The sequence below is a fragment of the Rhodococcus sp. NPDC058521 genome, assembly GCF_042719695.1.
Taxonomy (GTDB): Bacteria; Actinomycetota; Actinomycetes; order Mycobacteriales; family Mycobacteriaceae; genus Rhodococcus_F.
Genome location: NZ_JBHXNL010000017.1, coordinates 51,653 through 70,908, shown reverse-complemented (window position 1 = coordinate 70,908; position 19,256 = coordinate 51,653). Strand labels below are relative to the sequence as shown.

14 protein-coding genes and 1 pseudogene are annotated in these 19,256 nt (G+C 62.5%); 9 read left to right on the top strand and 6 right to left on the bottom strand.

Features of this window, described 5'->3' with window-relative positions; translation table 11 throughout:
• Window positions 1-56 precede the first annotated feature (56 nt).
• Window positions 57-494: pseudogene (locus ACFWO3_RS20330) on the top strand (carboxymuconolactone decarboxylase family protein).
• A gap of 183 nt (window positions 495-677) precedes the next feature.
• On the opposite strand, the gene ACFWO3_RS20325 reads toward ACFWO3_RS20330, so the two are convergent.
• A complete protein-coding gene (locus ACFWO3_RS20325) occupies window positions 678-1,358 on the bottom strand; it encodes an ammonium transporter (protein WP_378581119.1) in 681 nt (226 codons plus the stop codon).
• Between the two features lie 633 nt (window positions 1,359-1,991).
• Between ACFWO3_RS20325 and ACFWO3_RS20320 the strand changes: the two genes are divergently transcribed.
• Window positions 1,992-5,114, top strand: a complete 3,123-nt coding sequence (locus tag ACFWO3_RS20320) for a (Fe-S)-binding protein (protein ID WP_378581118.1) — start codon at window positions 1,992-1,994, stop codon at window positions 5,112-5,114.
• Window positions 5,115-5,167: 53 nt separating this feature from the next.
• Here ACFWO3_RS20320 and ACFWO3_RS20315 read toward each other — a convergent pair whose 3' ends face one another.
• From ACFWO3_RS20315 to ACFWO3_RS20305, 3 genes are read right to left on the bottom strand one after another with little or no spacing between them, the layout of a single operon-like run.
• Entirely contained in the window at window positions 5,168-5,668 is a 501-nt protein-coding gene (locus ACFWO3_RS20315; protein ID WP_378581117.1) for a hypothetical protein, read from the bottom strand.
• Window positions 5,665-6,729, bottom strand: coding sequence for a MerR family transcriptional regulator (locus ACFWO3_RS20310; RefSeq protein ID WP_378581115.1), 1,065 nt, complete (start codon window positions 6,727-6,729; stop codon window positions 5,665-5,667). The genes ACFWO3_RS20315 and ACFWO3_RS20310 overlap by 4 nt, the downstream gene beginning before the upstream one ends.
• 46 nt (window positions 6,730-6,775) lie before the next feature.
• Complete coding sequence (locus tag ACFWO3_RS20305) at window positions 6,776-7,894, bottom strand: alkane 1-monooxygenase (RefSeq protein ID WP_378581114.1); 1,119 nt, start codon at window positions 7,892-7,894, stop codon at window positions 6,776-6,778.
• Window positions 7,895-8,236: 342 nt separating this feature from the next.
• Here ACFWO3_RS20305 and ACFWO3_RS20300 point away from each other — a divergent pair, with 342 nt between their 5' ends.
• Genes ACFWO3_RS20300 through ACFWO3_RS20280 form a run of 5 tightly spaced genes read left to right on the top strand, consistent with a single transcriptional unit; the run spans window position 8,237 to window position 11,485 of the window.
• Window positions 8,237-8,566 (top strand): PadR family transcriptional regulator, encoded by a 330-nt coding sequence (locus tag ACFWO3_RS20300; protein WP_378581113.1) that lies wholly within the window; start codon window positions 8,237-8,239, stop codon window positions 8,564-8,566.
• Window positions 8,563-8,934, top strand: coding sequence for a DUF1048 domain-containing protein (locus ACFWO3_RS20295; RefSeq protein ID WP_378581111.1), 372 nt, complete (start codon window positions 8,563-8,565; stop codon window positions 8,932-8,934). The genes ACFWO3_RS20300 and ACFWO3_RS20295 overlap by 4 nt, the downstream gene beginning before the upstream one ends.
• On the top strand, window positions 8,931-9,695 hold the full coding sequence (locus tag ACFWO3_RS20290) for an ABC transporter ATP-binding protein (protein WP_378581110.1): 765 nt from the start codon (window positions 8,931-8,933) through the stop codon (window positions 9,693-9,695). The genes ACFWO3_RS20295 and ACFWO3_RS20290 overlap by 4 nt, the downstream gene beginning before the upstream one ends.
• On the top strand, window positions 9,695-10,456 hold the full coding sequence (locus ACFWO3_RS20285; protein ID WP_378581109.1) for an ABC transporter permease: 762 nt from the start codon (window positions 9,695-9,697) through the stop codon (window positions 10,454-10,456). The genes ACFWO3_RS20290 and ACFWO3_RS20285 overlap by 1 nt, the downstream gene beginning before the upstream one ends.
• Before the next feature lie 60 nt (window positions 10,457-10,516).
• Entirely contained in the window at window positions 10,517-11,485 is a 969-nt protein-coding gene (locus ACFWO3_RS20280) for an FHA domain-containing protein (protein ID WP_378581107.1), read from the top strand.
• Window positions 11,486-11,771: 286 nt separating this feature from the next.
• Here ACFWO3_RS20280 and ACFWO3_RS20275 read toward each other — a convergent pair whose 3' ends face one another.
• Both ACFWO3_RS20275 and ACFWO3_RS20270 read right to left on the bottom strand, forming a co-directional pair.
• Entirely contained in the window at window positions 11,772-13,250 is a 1,479-nt protein-coding gene (locus tag ACFWO3_RS20275) for an FAD-dependent oxidoreductase (RefSeq protein WP_378581106.1), read from the bottom strand.
• An 85-nt stretch (window positions 13,251-13,335) separates the two neighbouring features.
• A complete protein-coding gene (locus ACFWO3_RS20270) occupies window positions 13,336-16,428 on the bottom strand; it encodes an FAD-dependent oxidoreductase (protein ID WP_378581105.1) in 3,093 nt (1,030 codons plus the stop codon).
• A 904-nt stretch (window positions 16,429-17,332) separates the two neighbouring features.
• Between ACFWO3_RS20270 and ACFWO3_RS20265 the strand changes: the two genes are divergently transcribed.
• Both ACFWO3_RS20265 and ACFWO3_RS20260 read left to right on the top strand, forming a co-directional pair.
• Window positions 17,333-17,725, top strand: a complete 393-nt coding sequence (locus ACFWO3_RS20265; protein ID WP_378581103.1) for a hypothetical protein — start codon at window positions 17,333-17,335, stop codon at window positions 17,723-17,725.
• A gap of 263 nt (window positions 17,726-17,988) precedes the next feature.
• The gene (locus tag ACFWO3_RS20260) at window positions 17,989-19,194 is read left to right on the top strand and encodes an IniB N-terminal domain-containing protein (RefSeq protein WP_378581101.1); all 1,206 of its coding nucleotides are present in this window, start codon (window positions 17,989-17,991) and stop codon (window positions 19,192-19,194) included.
• Window positions 19,195-19,256: the final 62 nt, after the last annotated feature.

Genomic DNA, 19,256 nt, shown 5'->3' with positions numbered 1-19,256 from the left:
GGGGCCCGGCGGCATTTGCTGCCGGGCCTCAGTTGTTTCCCGAGTGGCTTCGAAGCCTGTCGCGCGTGAATCTCAGTAAGATGCATCCGGCGCCTACAAACAGGTCATGGCATTGGGCAAGGAGACCGGTCAGGCCATGACTTGGTCTGGGCTCGACGCGAAACTCGGCGAGCTCGTGAAGATTCGGGTGTCCCAGCTCAACGGGTACGCGTTCCGTATGGCGCGTGCATACCCGCGACGCGATCGCCAAGGGGTGAGTCGACCGACCGACTCGCCGTGGTTGCCGCTTGGTGGGAATCCCAGTACTTCACCGAACAGGAGCAGGCAGCCCTCGCCTGGCGGAGGAGGTCACTCGACTACCGGTCCCGGAGCGCCGTGATTGGGACAACGGCTCACTCAGCGACGAGCAGGTATCGGCGATCACGTGGTTGGCGATCGCCGTGAACATGTGGAACCGTATCGCCATCCGGAGCGACTACCCCGCGACGGGGTAGTCGAGCACCCAGAACACGAAGCGGCCCGCTACCTCGATAGGTAGCGGGCCGCCTTCTGGTGCTGCCGAACTCTGTCTACATCAGAGTGAGCGCGTTCGTGGCAATCGTGAACACGTAGCCGAAGACCTTGAACAGGACGTTGAACATCTCCATGGTGGTTCCTCTTCTTTACCTCTGGTGGGGCTACTTGGCGTAGACGGTAGTGCCGGGCTCGGCGAGCAAGGTCTGTCCCAGGCCGATTCCGGCGGCGATCAGAGCCGGACCGCCAACCACGATGGTGCCAACAACGGCACCTACCCCGGCACCTGCAGCGCAACCGCCAAGGAACCCGGGGACGACCGCGGCTGGAATACCAATGAGCCCGCCCGCAACACATCCAATGATGGTTCCGACGAGGCCGCCGGTGGCGGTGGCGATTCCCAACTGGGCGCCGAAAGTCTGCTGAGCGACGAGGTTCTCTTCAGGTGAGGCGACGTCCTTGAGTGCAATTCCCTCGATGCGGTCCTTCGGAGCAACCGGAGTGGCCTTGGCCGGGTCCGTCTCCGGGGTGAGGGTGAGGGTGCGGCCGTCCTCGCTGATCTTCTCCTCGAGCGGGAACTCGAGCCCGTCGAGCTGAACGGCGAGGGGCAGGGACACGACGGTGTTGCCGTTGTTGTCCTTGATCTCGAAGCTTTCACCGTTGCCGGCGACCTTGAATGCGCCTGCATCGATCGTGGTGACGACGGACTTGTCCTCGATCTTGGATTCGTAGTTGATCCCGGGCTGCTCCGGAGCAGGAGCGGGGGCTGCGTAGGAGGTTCCGGCAGCAACACCCATCGACGCAACCATCATGGTCGCCACAGCGGCGAACTTGCGGAGCTTCATATGTTTCTTATTTCCGTTCTGTGAAAAGTTGGTGCGCGCCCCCCGAACGAACGGCACCCCCCAGTCTGACATTGAGGTTGAGCGTCTTGCGGCTCCTGAGCTTGGAACCGCGGCTGAAACCGGAGTCATCGTAGCAGCCGAATGCGACTCCGTTCACATTGATCTCAGAAATGTCGATTTCAATCAAACTACCGGTGGGTAATGTGACCAGAGTGACTCGTTCCAGGTCAGACCCCGTATAGCAACCAGACGAAAAGGACAATAATTCGAATAACCGACAGCCGTCCGGAGCACATTCTTCGGTGTAATTTATTCCACGACCCTCTTTACTTCGAGCGGCGGTCCGTAAAGGCAGTTCGGACATTCATGGTTCGGTAACGCCCCAGCCCCTCCCCTTCACAGAACGGCAAGGTTCCTCGCCGGACGGAACGCGACACCGTAGTTAGGCAATCCTTCGGTGAACCGTCCATATCAGACGGCATAACGTGATCACTCAGATGTCTCCGCTGCGCACCTCAGCCCTTGTTACCGAGCGGTAACACCGCTAAAGTTACCCGTCAGTAACTTTGCTGGGTTTAGGATCACGTGCAGTCCCGCGGTGGCCGCCCGCCGCCCCGAACGAAAGGCCGCGACATGAATGCCCTGACGATCACGTTGGGCACGATTGGTGCACTGCTGAGTCTGGTGTGTTGGTACTTCTTCCTGAGCGGTGCGCTCCGGATGTTCAACACCATCCGAATCGGCCAGTCCGCACCCGACCGTTGGCGCCCATTCTTCCCGCGCTTCAAGACGATGATCGTCGAGTTCATCGCACACACGCGGATGAACAAGTTCCGTACCGTGGGCTGGGCCCACTGGCTGGTGATGATCGGCTTCCTCGGCGGCTTCCTGCTCTGGTTCGAGGCATACGGCCAGACGTTCAACCCCGAGTTCCACTGGCCGCTCTTCGGTAACACCTTCGTATGGCACTTGTGGGACGAGCTTCTCGGCATCGGCACCGTCGTCGGCATCGTGACATTGATGGTGATTCGCCAGCTGAACCACCCGCGGATTCCCGCACGTCTGTCGCGTTTCGGCGGCTCCGACTTCCGCGCCGCGTACTTCGTCGAGTTCGTCGTCCTCCTCGAGGGCCTCGGCATGATCCTGGTCAAGGCCGGCAAGATCGCCACCTACGGGCACTCCAACGCGTGGAGTGACTTCTTCACGATGAACGTCGCGAAGCTGCTTCCCGAAAGTCCGGAGATGGTGTCGATTTTCGCCTTCGTGAAGCTCATGTCCGGCATGGTGTGGCTCGCGGTCGTGGGTCGCAACATCCGCTGGGGAGTCGCCTGGCACCGATTCTCTGCGTTCTTCAACATCTACTTCAAGCGTGAGGACGACGGCGGCGTCGCACTCGGCGCAGCGAAGCCCATGATGTCCGGTGGCAAGCCCATCGATATGGAAGAAGCCGATCCCGACAACGACACGTTCGGTGCCGGCAACATCGAGGACTTCTCGTGGAAGGGCTGGCTCGACTTCACCACATGCACCGAGTGCGGTCGTTGCCAGTCGCAGTGCCCCGCGTGGAACACCGGTAAGCCGCTTTCGCCGAAGCTGCTCATCATGTCGCTGCGCGACCACGGCTACGCCAAGGCCCCGTATCTGCTGGCCGGTGGCCGCAAGGACATGGGCGGCGACGAGGTCGGCCTGGTCGACGGCGAGGGCAACGCCGACGAAGACAAGCTGCACGCCATCCCCGAGGCTGCGCGCAAGGAAGCCGACCGCAAGCTCGTCGGCGAGACGGACGCCATGATCGATGCCGACGAGCCGGCACCGGTCATCGACGCCGAGACCCTGTGGAGCTGCACCAACTGTGGCGCCTGCGTCGAGCAGTGCCCGGTGGACATCGAGCACGTCGACCACATCATCGACATGCGTCGCTACCAGGTGCTCATCGAATCGGAGTTCCCGTCCGAGCTGGCCGGCCTCTTCAAGAACCTCGAGAACAAGGGCAACCCCTGGGGTCAGAACGCCAAGGACCGTCTCAACTGGATAGGCGAGATGGACTTCGACATCCCGGTGTTCGGCCAGGATGCCGACAGCTTCGAGGATTACGAGTACCTCTTCTGGGTCGGTTGCGCCGGCGCCTACGAGGACCGTGCGAAGAAGACCACCAAGGCCGTTGCGGAGCTCCTCGCCACCGCAGGCGTGAAGTTCATGGTTCTGGGTGCGGACGAGACCTGCACCGGTGACTCCGCTCGCCGTGCCGGCAACGAGTTCCTGTTCCAGCAACTCGCGATGCAGAACATCGAAACGTTCAACACGGTGTTCGAGGGTGTCGAGCAGCGCAAGCGCAAGGTCGTCGTCACCTGCGCCCACTGCTTCAACGCGCTGGGCAACGAGTACCCGGAAATGGGCGGGCGATACGAGGTGGTTCACCACACTCAGCTGCTCAACCGTCTCGTCCGGCAGAAGAAGCTCATTCCCGTCGCCTCCGTGCAGGAGGACGTCACCTACCACGACCCGTGCTTCCTCGGTCGTCACAACAAGGTGTACGACGCACCGCGTGAGCTGATGGCCGCGTCCGGCAGCACCCTGAAGGAGATGCCGCGTCACGGTGAGCGTTCGATGTGCTGTGGTGCCGGTGGCGCCCGCATGTGGATGGAAGAGAACATCGGTAAGCGCATCAACATCGACCGGGTCGACGAGGCGCTCACCACGGACACCAAGAAGATCGCCACCGGTTGCCCGTTCTGCCGCGTGATGCTCACCGACGGCGTCACCGCACGTCAGGAATCGGGTCAGGGCGAGGGCGTCGAGGTCGTGGACGTCGCGCAGCTGATGCTGTCGTCCATCACGCGCCTCGAGCCGGAGAAGCTGACCGAGAACATCAAGGTCATCCCCCGCGAGAAGCCCGCCGAGCCTGCCAAGGCAGCAGAGGCCAAGGCCGAGACCGTCGAGCAGGATCGCGTCGAAGAGGTCGAGGAAGCAGCCGAGACCGAGAAGCCGGCAGCACCCGCTGGTGGCGGACTTGCCATGAAGGGCGGCGGTAAAGCCCCCGGCGCCAAGGCACCCGGCGGTGGCGGCGGACTCGCCATGAAGGGCGGCGGCAAGGCGCCCGGAGCGAAGGCATCGGCACCCGCCGCTGCAGAAGCTCCGGACGACGCGACCGAGTCGGACAAGCCCAAGGCTGCACCGGCTGCCAAGGGTGGCCTCGCGATGAAGGGTGGAGGCAAAGCACCGAGCGGTAAGGGCCTCCAGATGAAGGGCGCAGGCAAGGCTCCCGGAGCCAAGGCCCCCGCAGCCACATCGGACGCCACGGAGTCGTCGGAGGCCACAGCCGCCGAGACACCCGCAGCCGAGAAGCCGAAGGGTCCGCCCGCAGCCAAGGGCGGGCTCTCCATGAAGGGCGCAGCCAAGGCACCGGGCGCACGCAAGTCCGCACCCGCTGCCGCTGCACCCGAGGCGTCTGAGACCGAGGCACCGAAGGCGGAGGATCCCAAGGCCGAAGCACCGAAGGCACCTCCGGCGGCCAAGAACGGACTCGGATTCAAGGGCGGCGCAAAGGCACCGGGCGCAGGCAAGGCTGCACCCGCAGCAGCAAAGCCGGCCGCCGAGCCCAAGGCTGAAGAGCCGAAGGCAGAGCCCAAGACTGAAGAGCCGGAGGCCCCCAAGGAAACCGAGGCCCCCGCGGCGGAGAAGGAGGCCCCCAAGCCTCCCCCAGCAGCCAAGGGCGGGCTCGGCTTCAAGTCGGGCGTCAAGCCGCCAGGCAAGTAGCGCACAACGAACTGCGCCCCACCGGGTTCCGGTGGGGCGCAGTTCGTTGTCGTCTAAGTTCTCCTGCGCGTGTCCTTCGCGGCGATGGCAGCACTGACCTCACTGATCGCTCCACGAATCATGTCACCGTACGGGTCGTTCCCGAGGTTCAGCGAGCACCGCTGCGCTTGGTCGATGTGCTCTGCCGCCGCAGTGAAGGAACCCAGCCGCCGATAGTTGTCGGCCAGATTGAGGTGCAGTGACGGGTAGAAGCCGGCAATCCGCAGATTGTGTTGGTGCTGCTGGACTCGACTGTCGGTCAGGGCATCTGCCGCGTCGAGGGCGCGAACGTCCCAAGCGAGCGCCTGAGCCGGATCGCCGTACAGGTCGGCGAGGTAGTGCGCCAGCGCGCAGCGGTGGAGGCCGTCGCCCGCGACACCGATCGCCTGCCAGAGGTCGAGCAGGTCACGTCGCGCCTCGTCGACATCTCCTGCACGGCCTGCAGTCACCGCCCGCGTGATGGCGTCCATGGTGGTGTCGGTGCTGGGTTGGGTAGATGTTCGAGTATCGGTCATGAGACTCCACTTTCGATGGGCATGGCAACCGTCGACAGGTCGCCGCGGTCTGCGGAACGGATGGTGACGGGTTGGCCGGTGTCGCGGATATCGATCATCACGTCGGGTCCGATCGCCGTGTCGACGGCCGGATACAACGTGGTCATCTCGAACCAGATGGCGACGCTCTCGCCGTCGACCGATGCCGGAAGCGTGCGCTCGGAACCATGCTCACCTGACGCGGTCAACAGCTCGGTGCCACTTGCCCGCAGCCTGATCCGATCCCCCGAATGTTCTTCGAGGGCACGAAGGAACTGCTGCTTGTCGACCGTGATCCGTTGGACCGCAGGCCCGAGTGAGTCCAGCATCTGGCGGTAGTCGGGAAACTCGTCCTGCAGAATCCGGCAATGTCGATCACTACGGTTGTCGGTCGACAACCACAGTTCGCGTTCGGTTGCTTCTAGGCGAACCGAAGGGCTGCGGCGAATATCCGGGATCGCCAGCCGCAGATCGTCTCCGTCCACCGTGGCTGTCCAGGCATCCGCGAGCGTCGACGTGGGTACCAGCGACCTCATCGAGAGCCGATAACGGTCGGTGGCAGTCAAGGTGGCGGACGAGAGGTCGACTTCGATCCGCACTCCACCCAGAATCGGATGCCCGGGTTCCCGCGCAGTCGCGGCCAAAATCTGCTCCACGGCAGACGCCAACACCGGTCCCTTCAACACGGCGACAGGAAGACTGGGACTACCGGAAAGCGCGGCCTTGATCTCCCGCGCCGTGCGTTGCGCGCGGCGGGCGTTGTCGGCCATGGCGACGACGTGTTCGTCGATCAGGCGGCCTGCCTCGGCAGGGTCGGCATCCAGAACTCCCGACACCGTAGCGAGTGACATGTCCGTCCCGCGTAGGCGGCGGAGCAGCGTCGCGCGCTGCACCTGGTCAGCGGCGTAATAGCGGTACCCCGACCCTGCGTCCACCTCGCTGGGAAGCAAGAGTCCGGAGTCAGCGTAGAAGCGCAGCGCACTCGACGTCAGCCCACTTGCGCGAGCGAATTCGCCGATCGACATCAATGGTTGGTCAGGCACTCCGCAATCATGAGCCTTCGAGTTGGTCGAAGGTCAAGAGGCGGAACTAACCGCGATTCACCTTCGTGAGGTCGCCGTTGTAGTGCTCGAGCAGGCGCGGGTCCATGACCTTGCGCCAGAGGCTCGGCACGAGGCACAGCCACATCATCACGGCGTAGCCGGCCGGGAGTTGTGGAGCCTCGGGCATCGTGCGCAGTGTTTGGTAGCGCCGAAGCGGGTTGGTGTGGTGATCGCTGTGCCGCTGCAGGTGATAGAGAAACAGGTTGCTGCACAAGTGGTCACTGTTCCAACTGTGCCGGTAGGAGCACCGCTCGTACCGTCCGTTGGCCTTGCGCTCACGCAGCAGACCATAGTGCTCGAGGTAGTTGGCGGACTCGAGCATGAGGATTGCGAAGACGGCTTGGAACGCGAGCCACGGCGCCACCGCCCACCCGAACACGGCGATCAGCCCGCCGAACAGAACCACGCTCATTGCCCACGCGTTGAGCACGTCGTTCTCCAGGCTCCATACACGCTTGCCACGGCGTCGTAATCGGGCGCTTTCGTGGGCCCAGGCCGAGCGGATACCGCCGACGATCGAGCGGGGTGCGAACTGCCAGTAGGTCTCGCCGTACCGCGCAGACGCTGCGTCCTCGGGCGTCGCCACCCGGAGATGGTGTCCGTGATTGTGCTCGACGTAGAAGTGGCCGTAGAACGACTGCGCGAGAGCGATCTTCGCGAACCATCGCTCATGCTCGGTGCGCTTGTGCCCGAGTTCGTGTGCGGCATTGATGCCGATTCCCGCGACCACTCCAACGGTCGAGGCGAGGGCAAACCGTTCCGGCCAGCCCATCGGGGCGTTCACCCACAGGTAGCACGCCAACACCAGTCCAGCATACTGAGCGGGGAGAAAGAGATAGGTGCACCAGCGGTAGAAGACGTCGTTCTCGAGCGCCGCGGATTCTTCGTCGCTCGGGTTGTGCTTGTCGGGGCCCGTGAACAGATCCACCAGCGGGATCACGAAGGCCATCAGCATCAAGCCGAATGCCCAGAAGATGCCCGGGCCGAGAAACTCTACGAGCCCCCACGCCAGAAACGGACTGAGCGGGACCACTGCGCCGAACAACCACAGATAGCGCTTGGTACGTCCAGGCCGATCGACCACACTGACGTTGGATTCCCCCACTGCACTTCATCCCTGCTCGCATGCCCCGACGGCCAACTGACCTTGAGGATCCTACACCGGCTGATGCCGAAGAGCGTCTGTGAGTTGTCACTCACCCGTAGGTGGGATCCACGACTCGAGCGGTTCACGCTTGCCGACCGAAGCCCTCGCTCGACCGTGGAAAAACAGTTCGGGATCGCGAGCAGCACGTGAGTCGCGAGCACGGGGAAGCCGTGAGATTCACCCTCGCAGGAAACCGACACTCGGCGGCCGTCGTCCCTCGACACCGAGACCTCTTGTCACCTCAGTACTCAGTGATACTATCTACCAGTAGTCAGTAACACTGAGTAGAAAGAAGCGACCGTGGGCAAGCAGATGACGGAGATGCTCAAAGGAACCCTGGAGGGCATCGTTCTAGCGATCCTTGTCGGACGCCCGGCATACGGCTACGAAATCACTTTGTGGTTGCGCGAGAGAGGCTTCTCCGACATTGCCGAGGGCACCATCTACGCGCTGCTGGTGCGGATCGAGAAGCGTGGGCTGGTCGACGTGGAGAAGGTTCCGTCCGAGAAGGGTCCACCTCGCAAGGTGTACACGCTCAACGCTCAGGGGCACGAACAGCTCGAGGAGTTCTGGACCACCTGGAGCGCGCTCACAGACCAACTCGAACAACTTCGCAAAGAAGGGCAATGACCATGAAGACGCTGATCGAGAGGATCACCGGAGGCTTCGCCGACAAGCGCCGTTGGCGGGAATACAAGGCGCGTGTCGCGGCTCTACCGCTGGGCTACCGCACTGCAGCCGGGGCATTGGAGCGGTATCTGATGTATTTCGGGCCTTCGGGCGAACCGGACAGCCTGCTGTCGATGTTGGCCGATCTCGCCGAACTCTTCGAACAAAGTGCGGCCGATGGTATTTCGATCCGAGATGTGGTCGGAGCCGACCCCGTCGAGTTCGCGGAGGAGTTCCTGCGGAACTACGAGGGCAGCTCCTGGGTCGAGAAGGAAAGGCAGCGGTTGACGTCGGCGATCACCCGCGCGGAAAGCGAGGATCGGCCATGAGTGCGCATGCGGTCCACGCGATCAGGGTGCAGGGACTGGAGAAGTCGTATTTGGATCTGCCGGTGTTGCGCGGGGTGGATTTCGAAGTCGAGCGGGGCTCGATCTTCGCTCTGCTCGGCTCGAACGGGGCCGGAAAGACCACGCTCGTGAAGATTCTGTCCACCTTGCTGAAAGCGGACGCAGGCACCGCCACAATTTGCGGCTTCGACGTGGACACCCAGTCGGGTGATGTGCGGGCCTCCATCAGCCTCACAGGACAGTTTGCCGCGGTGGACGAAATACTTAGTGGCCGTGAGAATCTCATGCTCGTGGCGAAGCTTCGACACCTGCCCGACCCCGCCAAGATCGCCGATGATCTACTGACACGCTTCTCCCTCACGGACGCGGGCAGGCGACGCACGTCGACCTACTCGGGCGGGATGCGCCGCCGTCTCGATATCGCGATGAGCCTGATCGGTGACCCACCGGTCATCTTCCTCGACGAGCCCACCACCGGGCTCGACCCCGAAGCGCGCATCGAGGTCTGGGAGGCGGTCGAAGATCTTGCCCAGCGCGGCACGACGGTGTTGCTGACCACCCAGTACTTGGACGAGGCCGAGCATCTTGCCGATCGCATCGCGATCTTGCACGAGGGTCGACTCCTCGTGAACGGAACCCTCGCCGAACTCCGACAGCTTTTGCCTCGAGCCGAGGTCGAGTACGTCGAAAAGCAACCCACCCTCGAAGACGTGTTCCTCACCCTGACGACCGGAGAACGATAATGACCACATATGGCCTCAGCGACACCGTCGCACTGACCGGGCGGACCCTGCGCCATGTCACACGCAGCCCGGACACCATCGTCACCACGGCGATCATGCCGATCATGATGCTGTTGCTGTTCGTGTATGTGTTCGGCGGCGCGATCGAGACCGGTACCGATTCGTACGTCGGATACCTCCTGCCCGGCATCTTGCTCATCACGATCGCCTCCGGAATCGCGTACACCGCGGTCAGGCTCTTTTCGGACATGCAGAGCGGGATCTTCGAACGCTTCCAATCCATGCCGATCGCTCGTGTGGGCGTGCTGTGGGCACACGTACTGACCTCGCTGGTCGCCAATCTGGCCTCGCTGGTGATCGTTCTGGGTGTTGCCTTCATGATGGGATTCCGCTCAGGCGCCGACGCATTCGCGTGGCTCACGGTTATCGGCATCCTGGTCGTGTTCACGCTGGCGTTGACGTGGCTTGCCCTGGTCCCCGGGCTTACCGCGAAGTCCGTGGACGGCGCGAGCGCCTTCTCCTACCCGCTCGTGTTCCTACCGTTCATCAGCTCCGCCTTCGTGCCCACCGACACGATGCCTGGCCCGGTACGCGTCTTCGCGGAGAACCAGCCGGTGACCGCCATCGTCAACGCGATCCGCGCCCTACTCACCGAACAGTCTCCTGGCGCGGCTCTCTGGATCGCCGTTGGCTGGTGCGTCGGCATCCTCGTCGTCGCGTACGCCGGCGTCACAATCGTCTACCGCCGCAAGATCAGCTGACGTAGCACCTGAGATTCAATTCTGAGATCCTGGAAACGGGGCGCGTGGAAGGGGCTCGTCATGGAGCGTCCGGAGCACAAGGTTTCGGTCATGCCGGGCGGCGAGGGCGTGGTTGCCCTCTACAAAGACGCAGTCGTGGTGATCACCCGCCTGGAACCGCTCACCAGTAGGTTCCTGACCTTGCTGAGGGCAACGACCGAGGTCGGGGCTCTTCCCTGGCGGATCGCACGTCTGCTGGCCGAACACAGCGACGAGCCAATCGGGCCATTCGGCGTCTACCTACCACTGCCGAGCGGTGGTGTGGTGTTACTGCATGGAAGCGCGCGGGCCGAGATCGCCGATCTCGATGGTGTGCACAATGCTGCCGGTAACGATGCATACACCTGGATGGACAAGATGGTGCCCGAATCGGCAACCACGGTCTCCGTGTTTCTCACCGAGACCGCAGCCGAGGTGGATCCGCAATCGGATCTGCGCGCAGGTGTGGTTCCGGGCGCAGGTTTCATCGTGCAATCGGCGACCAACGCGGCGCCAGAACCCGACCGAATCGCCGACGCTCACGCGGAACCCGAACCGACCCAGCGCGCGGCCCCGCCACTCGAACGGACAGCACCGTCACCTCGACCGTTCCCTCCGCCGTCCGAGACAATGGCCGTGCAGGCGGTAGTCGCGACGCTCGTCGCCGACGACGGCAAAAGCGTCCCCTTGGATCGAAATTACGTCATGGGCCGCGAACCCTGGCGCCACGAATCCGTTCGACTGGGCAGGGCTGTGCCTCTCGTTGTCGAGGACGAAGACGATCTCGTCTCGCGGGTGCAGGCGCACATAGCGGTCGCTGACGAACAGGTCACAATCCAGGACGGGCAGTCCGCAAACGGAACATTCGCTGCCGCACCGGGAAGTACCGATTGGACAAGAGTCGGCTCCGAACCGATGCGACTAGAGCCCGGCTGGAGCATTCGCCTGGGCAAGCGGGTGTATACCTACCGAACGAGTCCGGACAGCGATCTCGAGGTGCGCGGCCGATGACAGCAGGTAGTGGAGCGCGCCTTCGGGCCCTCCGGACCCCTGGGTTCTCGAGGCTCCGTTCCGTCGCTGTGTGCGACGGTGCGGATCAGGTGGTCGACGTCCAGGGAAGAATTAGGTCCAGGCAGACCCGGAAGTCGACTGGTCGTTCTGCGCCCCCAGTGTTCGACTGGGCTGAACTGTACCTCTCGTCGCCGAGGACGAAGAACCCCTGTCTCGCGGATACAGGCTAACATTCCGGTATTCGAGGGACGGGTCACGATCCAGGACGGATGGTCCGCGGATGTTCTCAGCTGTGGATCACTGGGCCGCAGCGGACATCGAATCGTTCGCGCACAATGTCCAAGGTGTCGCGAAGGTGGTCACGTCCGCGGCGGTGTGTGAGCATGAACTGCATCGTTCCAATCATGCGGCGTGGCAACGGGTACCAGTGATCGAGGTCGAGTCCGCAATCGAGAAGAACCTTGTTCGGGACGCTGTCGAGCATCAGGCTCAGATTGTGCATGGTCAGTGATCCGACCGCGTACGGAAATACCGCATTCGACTTCTTCCGTAGATCCAGCGCGTCGAGTTCGTACAGCGGGAGGTCCCTGAGCTTGTCCAGGAACAGTAGATGGGTCAGGAAGTAGCCCGTGTACGACGTCAGATGGAGTGTGGCAGAGCGTGGTTGCACCGAGAGGACGGCGCCACCCTCGGAAACGTACGGCTCGTAAGGCTTGTCGCCCTTGAGCACGTATCCGGTGCAGTTCACAATCCAACTGCCCGGCTGAATCGTCCTCGACAGCCCGCTGCGGAACATCAAGTCGGTCTCTCCATTGCGATCGACGGCGTCGACGACGTGATCCATGATCACCTCGTTGAGGCCTGCTGCAATAGTCTTGTTCTCCGCTTCGGAGAGGACTCCCAGAAGATAGTTGCCTGTGGTGGGGGTCAACCACGTGCCGTAGGTGTCGCGCATCCAGGTGGCAACATCGATCTCGTTGGTCCCGTCGAAGCGCCGACCCATTTCCACGAAGATACCGGTCACCAGCGTGCCGCCCCACCATCGTCGTGCCCCGGCTGGGAACAAGCGGTCACGGTTCGAGAAGTACGTACCTGAACCGGCCACAAGGTTCACTTCCCGACCGGGGTAGTGCGTGATCAGGGTGTGAGCGGTATCCATTGCAGTCTTTCCACCGCCCACGATCCAGACAGGGGCGTCGCTCGCCCCAATCTCTTCCCCCCGCATGTCGCAATAATCCGGGGACACCGATGTCACCCGCGAGCTGGAGATTTCGAGCGGGTCGTTGGGCACAATCCCGAATCCACTCGCTTTGATCAGTCGCTTCGCCTCCACGATCATCAGGTGGCCGTCCGAGGAATGGCAGGTGATACGCACAACTCCGTCCGATTCGTCATGGGACTCGAGTTCCCATCCGAAGTACTCGTCCACCTGCACTCGTTGTCTCACGACCTCGAGGCAGTGTTCGAAGTGGGCCAGCACCTCGCTCTTCGTTGCCAGATATGCACGATCCTGGCCGAGAGTCCACTTGATGTTGCCAGCAGTGAACAAGCCGTGCGGTTGGTGCAGTCGCACATACGCATACGTGTCCACCCACATACCGCCAGACCGGCCGCGACGATCTACCAGGATGACCTTCTGCGAACGGGACAGGTAGCAGCTCGCGACGAATAGGGCGTTGATGCCGGCAATACCTGCCCCGACGATGCAGACGTCGCAACGCTCCACCCGAACGGACGGCTCACTTGTTGCGCGCGTACCGTTCACAGCAACCTCCGGTGGCGACTCATCCAGTATGGCTCTACCTGGGCGATATCGGTAGAGCGGGAAGAGGTTCCCGACTCCGGCTGCATTACCGTTCGGAGGATTGCGCGAGCAGTCCCCATCCACCGGCACGCAGCCCGTGCATCATCGCTTCGTCGACGGCGATACTGCACTTGACGGCTGCGGTCACTGCCGCGATTTCTTCGGGATGGTGCCCGAGTATCAGAGCGCCGACGACGGTGCCGTCTGAAATCACCAGACGGCGGTACGACGGCACGAACGGATCATCGACGGTGATCACCTCGTCGCCGCGCATGCGGTGTACGCGACCAATCGAAAACAACTCCAGCCCCACCCCTTTCAGGATGGTGGCCGGAATTTCCGACCGCAGTTGTACGTCACCGCCGAGCGCGTTGATCGCCGCAGCCTCACCTTGTTTGGCGGCTATCGGCCACAATCCCAGTACGCGTCCGTCATGTTCGGCGACATCGCCGGCCGCGAAAATGTCGGGGACGCTGGATTGCATTCGGTCATCGACCAGGACGCCACGATTCGCGGCGATACCCGCTTCTCTCGCCAGTTCCACCTCCGGTTCGATCCCGACACAAGCCAACAAGACGTCACACTGCAACGCCCTTCCGTCGACCAGCGTCACCTCGTGGACACGATGCTTTCCGGTCGCCACCGCCGCCTCGGCGCGATGAATCACACGGATTCCTGCGCGCGCAAAATGGTGTTCGACGAGCTGGCTGCACCGGCCGTCCACCTGTTTGTCCATCAGTCGGTTTCCTCGATCGAGAACAGTCACCTTCATGCCGAGCTCGTTCAACGCGTAGGCCACCTCCAATCCCAGAAGGCCACCACCTGCCACAACAGCCGTGCGGCAACGGTGTTCTTGCGCATACGCTCGAATCTGCATGGCATCACCTGCTTCTCGAAGCACGAAACTACCTGGCATGCCGAATCCCTCGATCGCGGGTACAGCACTGCGAGCTCCCATCGAAAGAATCAACCGGTCGAAGCACAATGTGTCTCCCGTCCCCAGTGTCACCCGTCGTCCGTCCGGGTCGATTCGCACCGCGATCGTGTTCAGCCATGCGGTGACATCGTGGTCCGCGTACCACTGATCGGTGAGCAAATGCAGACCCTCCATGGCGGAGCGCCCGTACACAAGGCGTGAGATACCCATCCTGTTGTACAGCGGAAGTGGTTCTCGCCCAACCACATGAATCTCACAGTCCGGGTGACCGCGCCGGACGAAATCGGCCGCCGTCACCCCGGCGATCCCGTTGCCCAGCACGACCACACTCAGAATCGATCGATCGAAATTTCCCGGCCTGCTGCCGCGAGTCGGACTGCCGGAGCCTGGACTGGTGGAGACCGTGACGGTGCCCTCCCTCAGCCGGGCGCAACACGCCATTCGAGTGTTCTCCGCCAGGCCCAATCGTCGGAGTGTGTCGAGCTCCTCCTCGTCCGGCGACGACAGGCACTCTTCCCCTTCGAGGACTGCAAACGGATCGGCACCGCACACCCCCATTCGACACCCCGCCTCGACCGGAATCCCATGAAGCTCCGCAGCCTCGAGCAAGCTGATGCCGGCCTCTGCCGACACAACAGGACCGTCCGGGAGGAACCGGACCTCAGCCTTTTCGGTAGCGGTCTCCGCCCGCAGGGCCGAATCGGAAGAGCGGTCCTCCTTCTGCGGCGCGGACGCATCGTCACCTGCGGGCACTGCGCGCGTGCTCCAGTAGGTGCGAGATATCCACACCACGGTCAAGAGTGCCACCGCAATCCGGATCGGCCACCGCACCCAGGGAATGTCCACACCGGTGACGACCGCGAACGAATTGGCCAGAACGACGCTGCAATACCAGTAGAAGACATTGATGGCCACCGCCGCGTAACCCGCCGCGATCAGCACCGTGGCGCCGTTCGACAACGCGTCCAGAGCGAAGAACGACCCAACGCTCACGAGGAGATACAGCACCAGACGTTGATAGAGCGCCCAATCGGACAGGTCGATCTGATTCGCGAGCGTGAAGTATCCGAGGACGAGTCCGGGCAGCGCAGCGACGAACAGCCTTCGCGGCGCACTCCACGCTGTATCGGCATCCACCAGGTCCGCCTGATGTGCCATGTGTGGCTTGAAGTCGTAGCAATTCTTCGTGCAGGACACGCACGGTCGGCAATGACTGTTCGGCACGGTCACAAACGGAGTCTGTCCGTAAACGCGCTGCAAAGGCAGCAGCGGACAGATACTGCTACACCATCCGCTCTTACCCTTGAACACGACACCGCCCACGAAGGCCGAGGCAATCACCACCGACAGCAGCACCCCCGTCGCCCCCGCACTGTTGTCGAAGAGCGCCAGCCGGGCACAGACGATTCCGAAGAACAGCGCCGCCGCAATTACATACACGCGCCGACGCAGCCATTCGGGCACCGTCGCCGCACGACTGAAACCGAACAGGCGTGGCGCCTGGTTCGATGCCGCAAGCGGACAGATGTTGCGCCAGAGTCCTGGCGCAACGAAGAACACGATGGGCAACAACGGCACGATGACACCGAAGAAGGCGAACATCGCGCCGGCCGGCCGGAGAAACATCGCCACGCACAGCGCAAGATACGCGACGACGGCGATCACCTGAGCGATGTGCCACAAAGGCTGCGGGACGCGTGTGGGCAACTCCAGATAGTTTCGCACCGCCGGATGATTCGAACTCGGTCCAGGGCCGACGAAAACCAGACGCAACGCTTTCCGCACGCTCCATCGTGGCGCCACATTCACCGGTGACGGCAACGGCACGGGTGGAGGTCGGGGTATGGCAAAGCCGGTACGAATCGTCGCCCGGCTTTCCGGCACACGACGAACGGGCAGCCGGCTGCCGGGTATTGCCCTGACGACGATGTCCGTGCCGCCCACGCGGAGGACATCGCCGGTCCGGAGCTCTACACGTCCGTCCGCGAGGGTGCCGTTGATGTATGTCCCGTTCCGGCTGTCGAGGTCGACAACCGACAAGCCGAGCGGACTGGGCAAGAACTTGAGATGTCGTCTCGAAACGCCTTCGTCCGCAACATTCTCACCGGCGCAGTCCCGACCGATCACGAGAGCGCGGTCGAGGGTCACGTAGCGGACCTTCTGACCGTGCTCCCGGATCTCGATCTGTGCGGATTCGGACATCAGATTGCTCTGGACCAGTATTACGACCCGAACACTGTGTTGGACACGATCCCATCCGGCAACACAGTGGTTGATTCGAATCCTCGGGAGGCAATGTGGCGCAGCGCTTCCAGCACCTGACCGTCCTGAGGACCATCTTGCGATTTCAGGAGTTCCACTACATCGCCGACATCCAAAGGAGCGGCGCCAACGGTCGGTGATGGGATGGCGCGATTGCGGCAGCGACAGCAAGGGGCAGGAGAGCGAGGCCCCCGTAACGGGATCGAACGCGCACGCATCAGACATCCCCAATCGCATGGCGGTGACGCCGGACATCAGTTGTCCGTCTCCACGGGCTGGCAGGGGTGGAGGAACGCGCTGCAATCGAGTGAACAGCGTCACCCTGTGGGTATAATTCAACGCCACAGCATTCGAAATGCGCAAGGGGTGGCGTTTACTCGTACGACGAGTTCCAACAGTGCATCGATACTGCCGACCATCAGCCCGGCTTCGATGTGACAACGACGAACTCAACGGCCGCCCTTTGCGCTCGTCGGGTTCCTCACACCCGGGGAGGGTATCCACGAAGCTGGCCAACGAGTCGGTTCCTTCCGCAGGTTGCTCCCTTCACAGCCATCTTTCGAGTCAACGCATCACTTGAGATCTATTGACCTGGCGGATTAGGGTTTCTTTATCACCATTGGCGGTAATGGTCTCGCCGATCGGCAGATCGGAACTCGATGCCACCAAAGAGACGACGTGTGACGCAATCAGTTTGACTGTCCCGGTCTGACGGACCGTCCAGCGGGCCGAGTAGCGCACCTGTCGTCGAAGACCGCAGCGTCGGACTTGATTAGTAGCCGTCCAGCTTGATTAGGATGCCCACTGCTGCAGGTCCGTCGCCGGTTCTGGGAAGTCTAGGAACATGAAGAACAAGACCGGACGAACCGCACTTTCTGCGGCCGTCCTCGCCCCCGTACTGATTCTGGGCCTCGGCGTAGGTGCCGGCCCCGTTTCCGCTGCAACACCACCGACCATCTCCATCACGACCGGACCGGGTCCCACCGAATGGACCGTCGAATGGGACGGCACGCCTGCCGCCGATTGCGCGGTGTGGGTGGACGGCACCGCCGTCGCTACAACCGCATCCGGCGTTCGTTCAGGCCCGTTACCCGATGGCACTTACCCTACCTACTTCGAGTGCCCCCCTAGCAGTGGAAATGTGAGCCCTACCGTCACTCTCTATGCACCCCGTAACCCTCTCAACGACCTCCGCACGCAGATCAGCAACGACACCCAGGGCATGTTCGGGTCGTAGCCCTGAGCTTCCAACGTCTGCAGCTTCTCTGCGCCACACGAGCCTCCTACACCCAAGTAGCAAGCTGTCGACGGTGGCCCGCCCTTCCACTGGGGTGAGCATTCTCCACCCTTTTGAGGACGATTCGCCGGCCGCCGGCCGCCAGAATCGTTTCAGAGCCCGAAAACGTGAAATCTCCGAAACCAATGTGATCGCTGAGATTCAGGGCTCGTAATTCAATCGCCAGACCGGGCGATCGACGACCCGAATCAATGGAGAATCCAATGTCTGACACCGCAATTTTCGATTTCATCCTGGACCTGCTCTTCGATCGCGAAGCAGCCGAGGAGTTCGACGCCGATCCAACGGGAAGCCTGTCGGACGCCGGGCTCGCTGACATCAGCGTCGCCGAGATCAACGACGTTCTGCCGACACTGGCCGGATGTGTTCCCGGCGGCGGTTCGAGTTTCGTCGGCGGCGATTCCGGATCGTCGGGGTCGAGTGCCGGCTCCGGATTCTCGGGTGGCGGATCGAACTTCTCGGGATCCGGCTTCTCCGGCAACGGATCCGGACTCTCGAGCAACGGATCCGGCTTCTCACCCCAGGGGTCCAGCTTCTCAGGTTCGGGGCTCTCAGGCAGCACGTCCGTCTTGTCGGGTGGAGGATCAGCTGTTCAAATTCTGCCGGCAGCGGCGCCGGCCCAGGCACTTCAGCAGATCGTCAACAACCATTACTCGTACACCGACCAGAGTGTGCATCAGGACATCGACACCGACGGCGGAGATCTGACGCAGGAGTTCAACCAGAAGGCCGCGAATGCCAACGGCGACGGTGCGGTTGCGACCACCGAGGATGCCACCGGAATCAATACCGGCGAAAGCGGGGCTGCGGTCGGCGGCGATAACCGCGGCCCCATCGTGACGGGCGATGACAACCAAGTCGGCGACGGCAACGCTAAGGGTGAGGGCAACATCACCGGTGACCGCAGCGGCAACACGGACAACTCGACCGAGGTGGACGGCAACGGAAACAGTGTCGGTAACACCTCCAACGTGACCGATAGCCGGAACCAGGAAGTGAACATCGACTCCGCGGGCGGCAGCACCAACGGTGACACCAACGGCGGTGGCGACACCGGGGGCGGCCCATTCGGAGGCGGGATCTTCGGCGGCGACACCAACGGCGGAGGCGACACCGAATCCACCAATGTCGCAGGTGAATCGGAGGTCGAAGACATCAACATCGACTTCGGAGACACCACGTCGTCAACCGGCAATGTCGACTACTTGGAGGACAACTCGATCAACGATTCGTTCAACGACGAATCGGTCAACGATTCGTACAACGACGAGTCGATCAACGATTCGTTCGACGACGAGTCCACCAACGATTCGTACAACGACGAGTCCGTCGACCGATCGACGACCGACAACTCCGAGCACGATACCAACGAGATCGATACGTCCGCCGAGATCAGCCTCATTGGGTGATGCTCGCCTGACGCCCGCACGACAACTGGTCGCGCCAACTGAAACGTTGGCGCGACCAGCTA

Excerpts from the sequence above, each read along its gene's own strand:
- ACFWO3_RS20325 (WP_378581119.1), bottom strand. The coding sequence starts at position 1,358 with ATGAAGCTCCGCAAGTTCGCCGCTGTGGCGACCATGATGGTTGCGTCG.
- ACFWO3_RS20320 (WP_378581118.1), top strand. The coding sequence starts at position 1,992 with ATGAATGCCCTGACGATCACGTTGGGCACGATTGGTGCACTGCTGAGT.
- ACFWO3_RS20315 (WP_378581117.1), bottom strand. The coding sequence starts at position 5,668 with ATGACCGATACTCGAACATCTACCCAACCCAGCACCGACACCACCATG.
- ACFWO3_RS20295 (WP_378581111.1), top strand. The coding sequence starts at position 8,563 with ATGACCATGAAGACGCTGATCGAGAGGATCACCGGAGGCTTCGCCGAC.
- ACFWO3_RS20290 (WP_378581110.1), top strand. The coding sequence starts at position 8,931 with ATGAGTGCGCATGCGGTCCACGCGATCAGGGTGCAGGGACTGGAGAAG.
- ACFWO3_RS20285 (WP_378581109.1), top strand. The coding sequence starts at position 9,695 with ATGACCACATATGGCCTCAGCGACACCGTCGCACTGACCGGGCGGACC.
- ACFWO3_RS20280 (WP_378581107.1), top strand. The coding sequence starts at position 10,517 with ATGGAGCGTCCGGAGCACAAGGTTTCGGTCATGCCGGGCGGCGAGGGC.
- ACFWO3_RS20270 (WP_378581105.1), bottom strand. The coding sequence starts at position 16,428 with ATGTCCGAATCCGCACAGATCGAGATCCGGGAGCACGGTCAGAAGGTC.
- ACFWO3_RS20265 (WP_378581103.1), top strand. The coding sequence starts at position 17,333 with ATGAAGAACAAGACCGGACGAACCGCACTTTCTGCGGCCGTCCTCGCC.
- ACFWO3_RS20260 (WP_378581101.1), top strand. The coding sequence starts at position 17,989 with ATGTCTGACACCGCAATTTTCGATTTCATCCTGGACCTGCTCTTCGAT.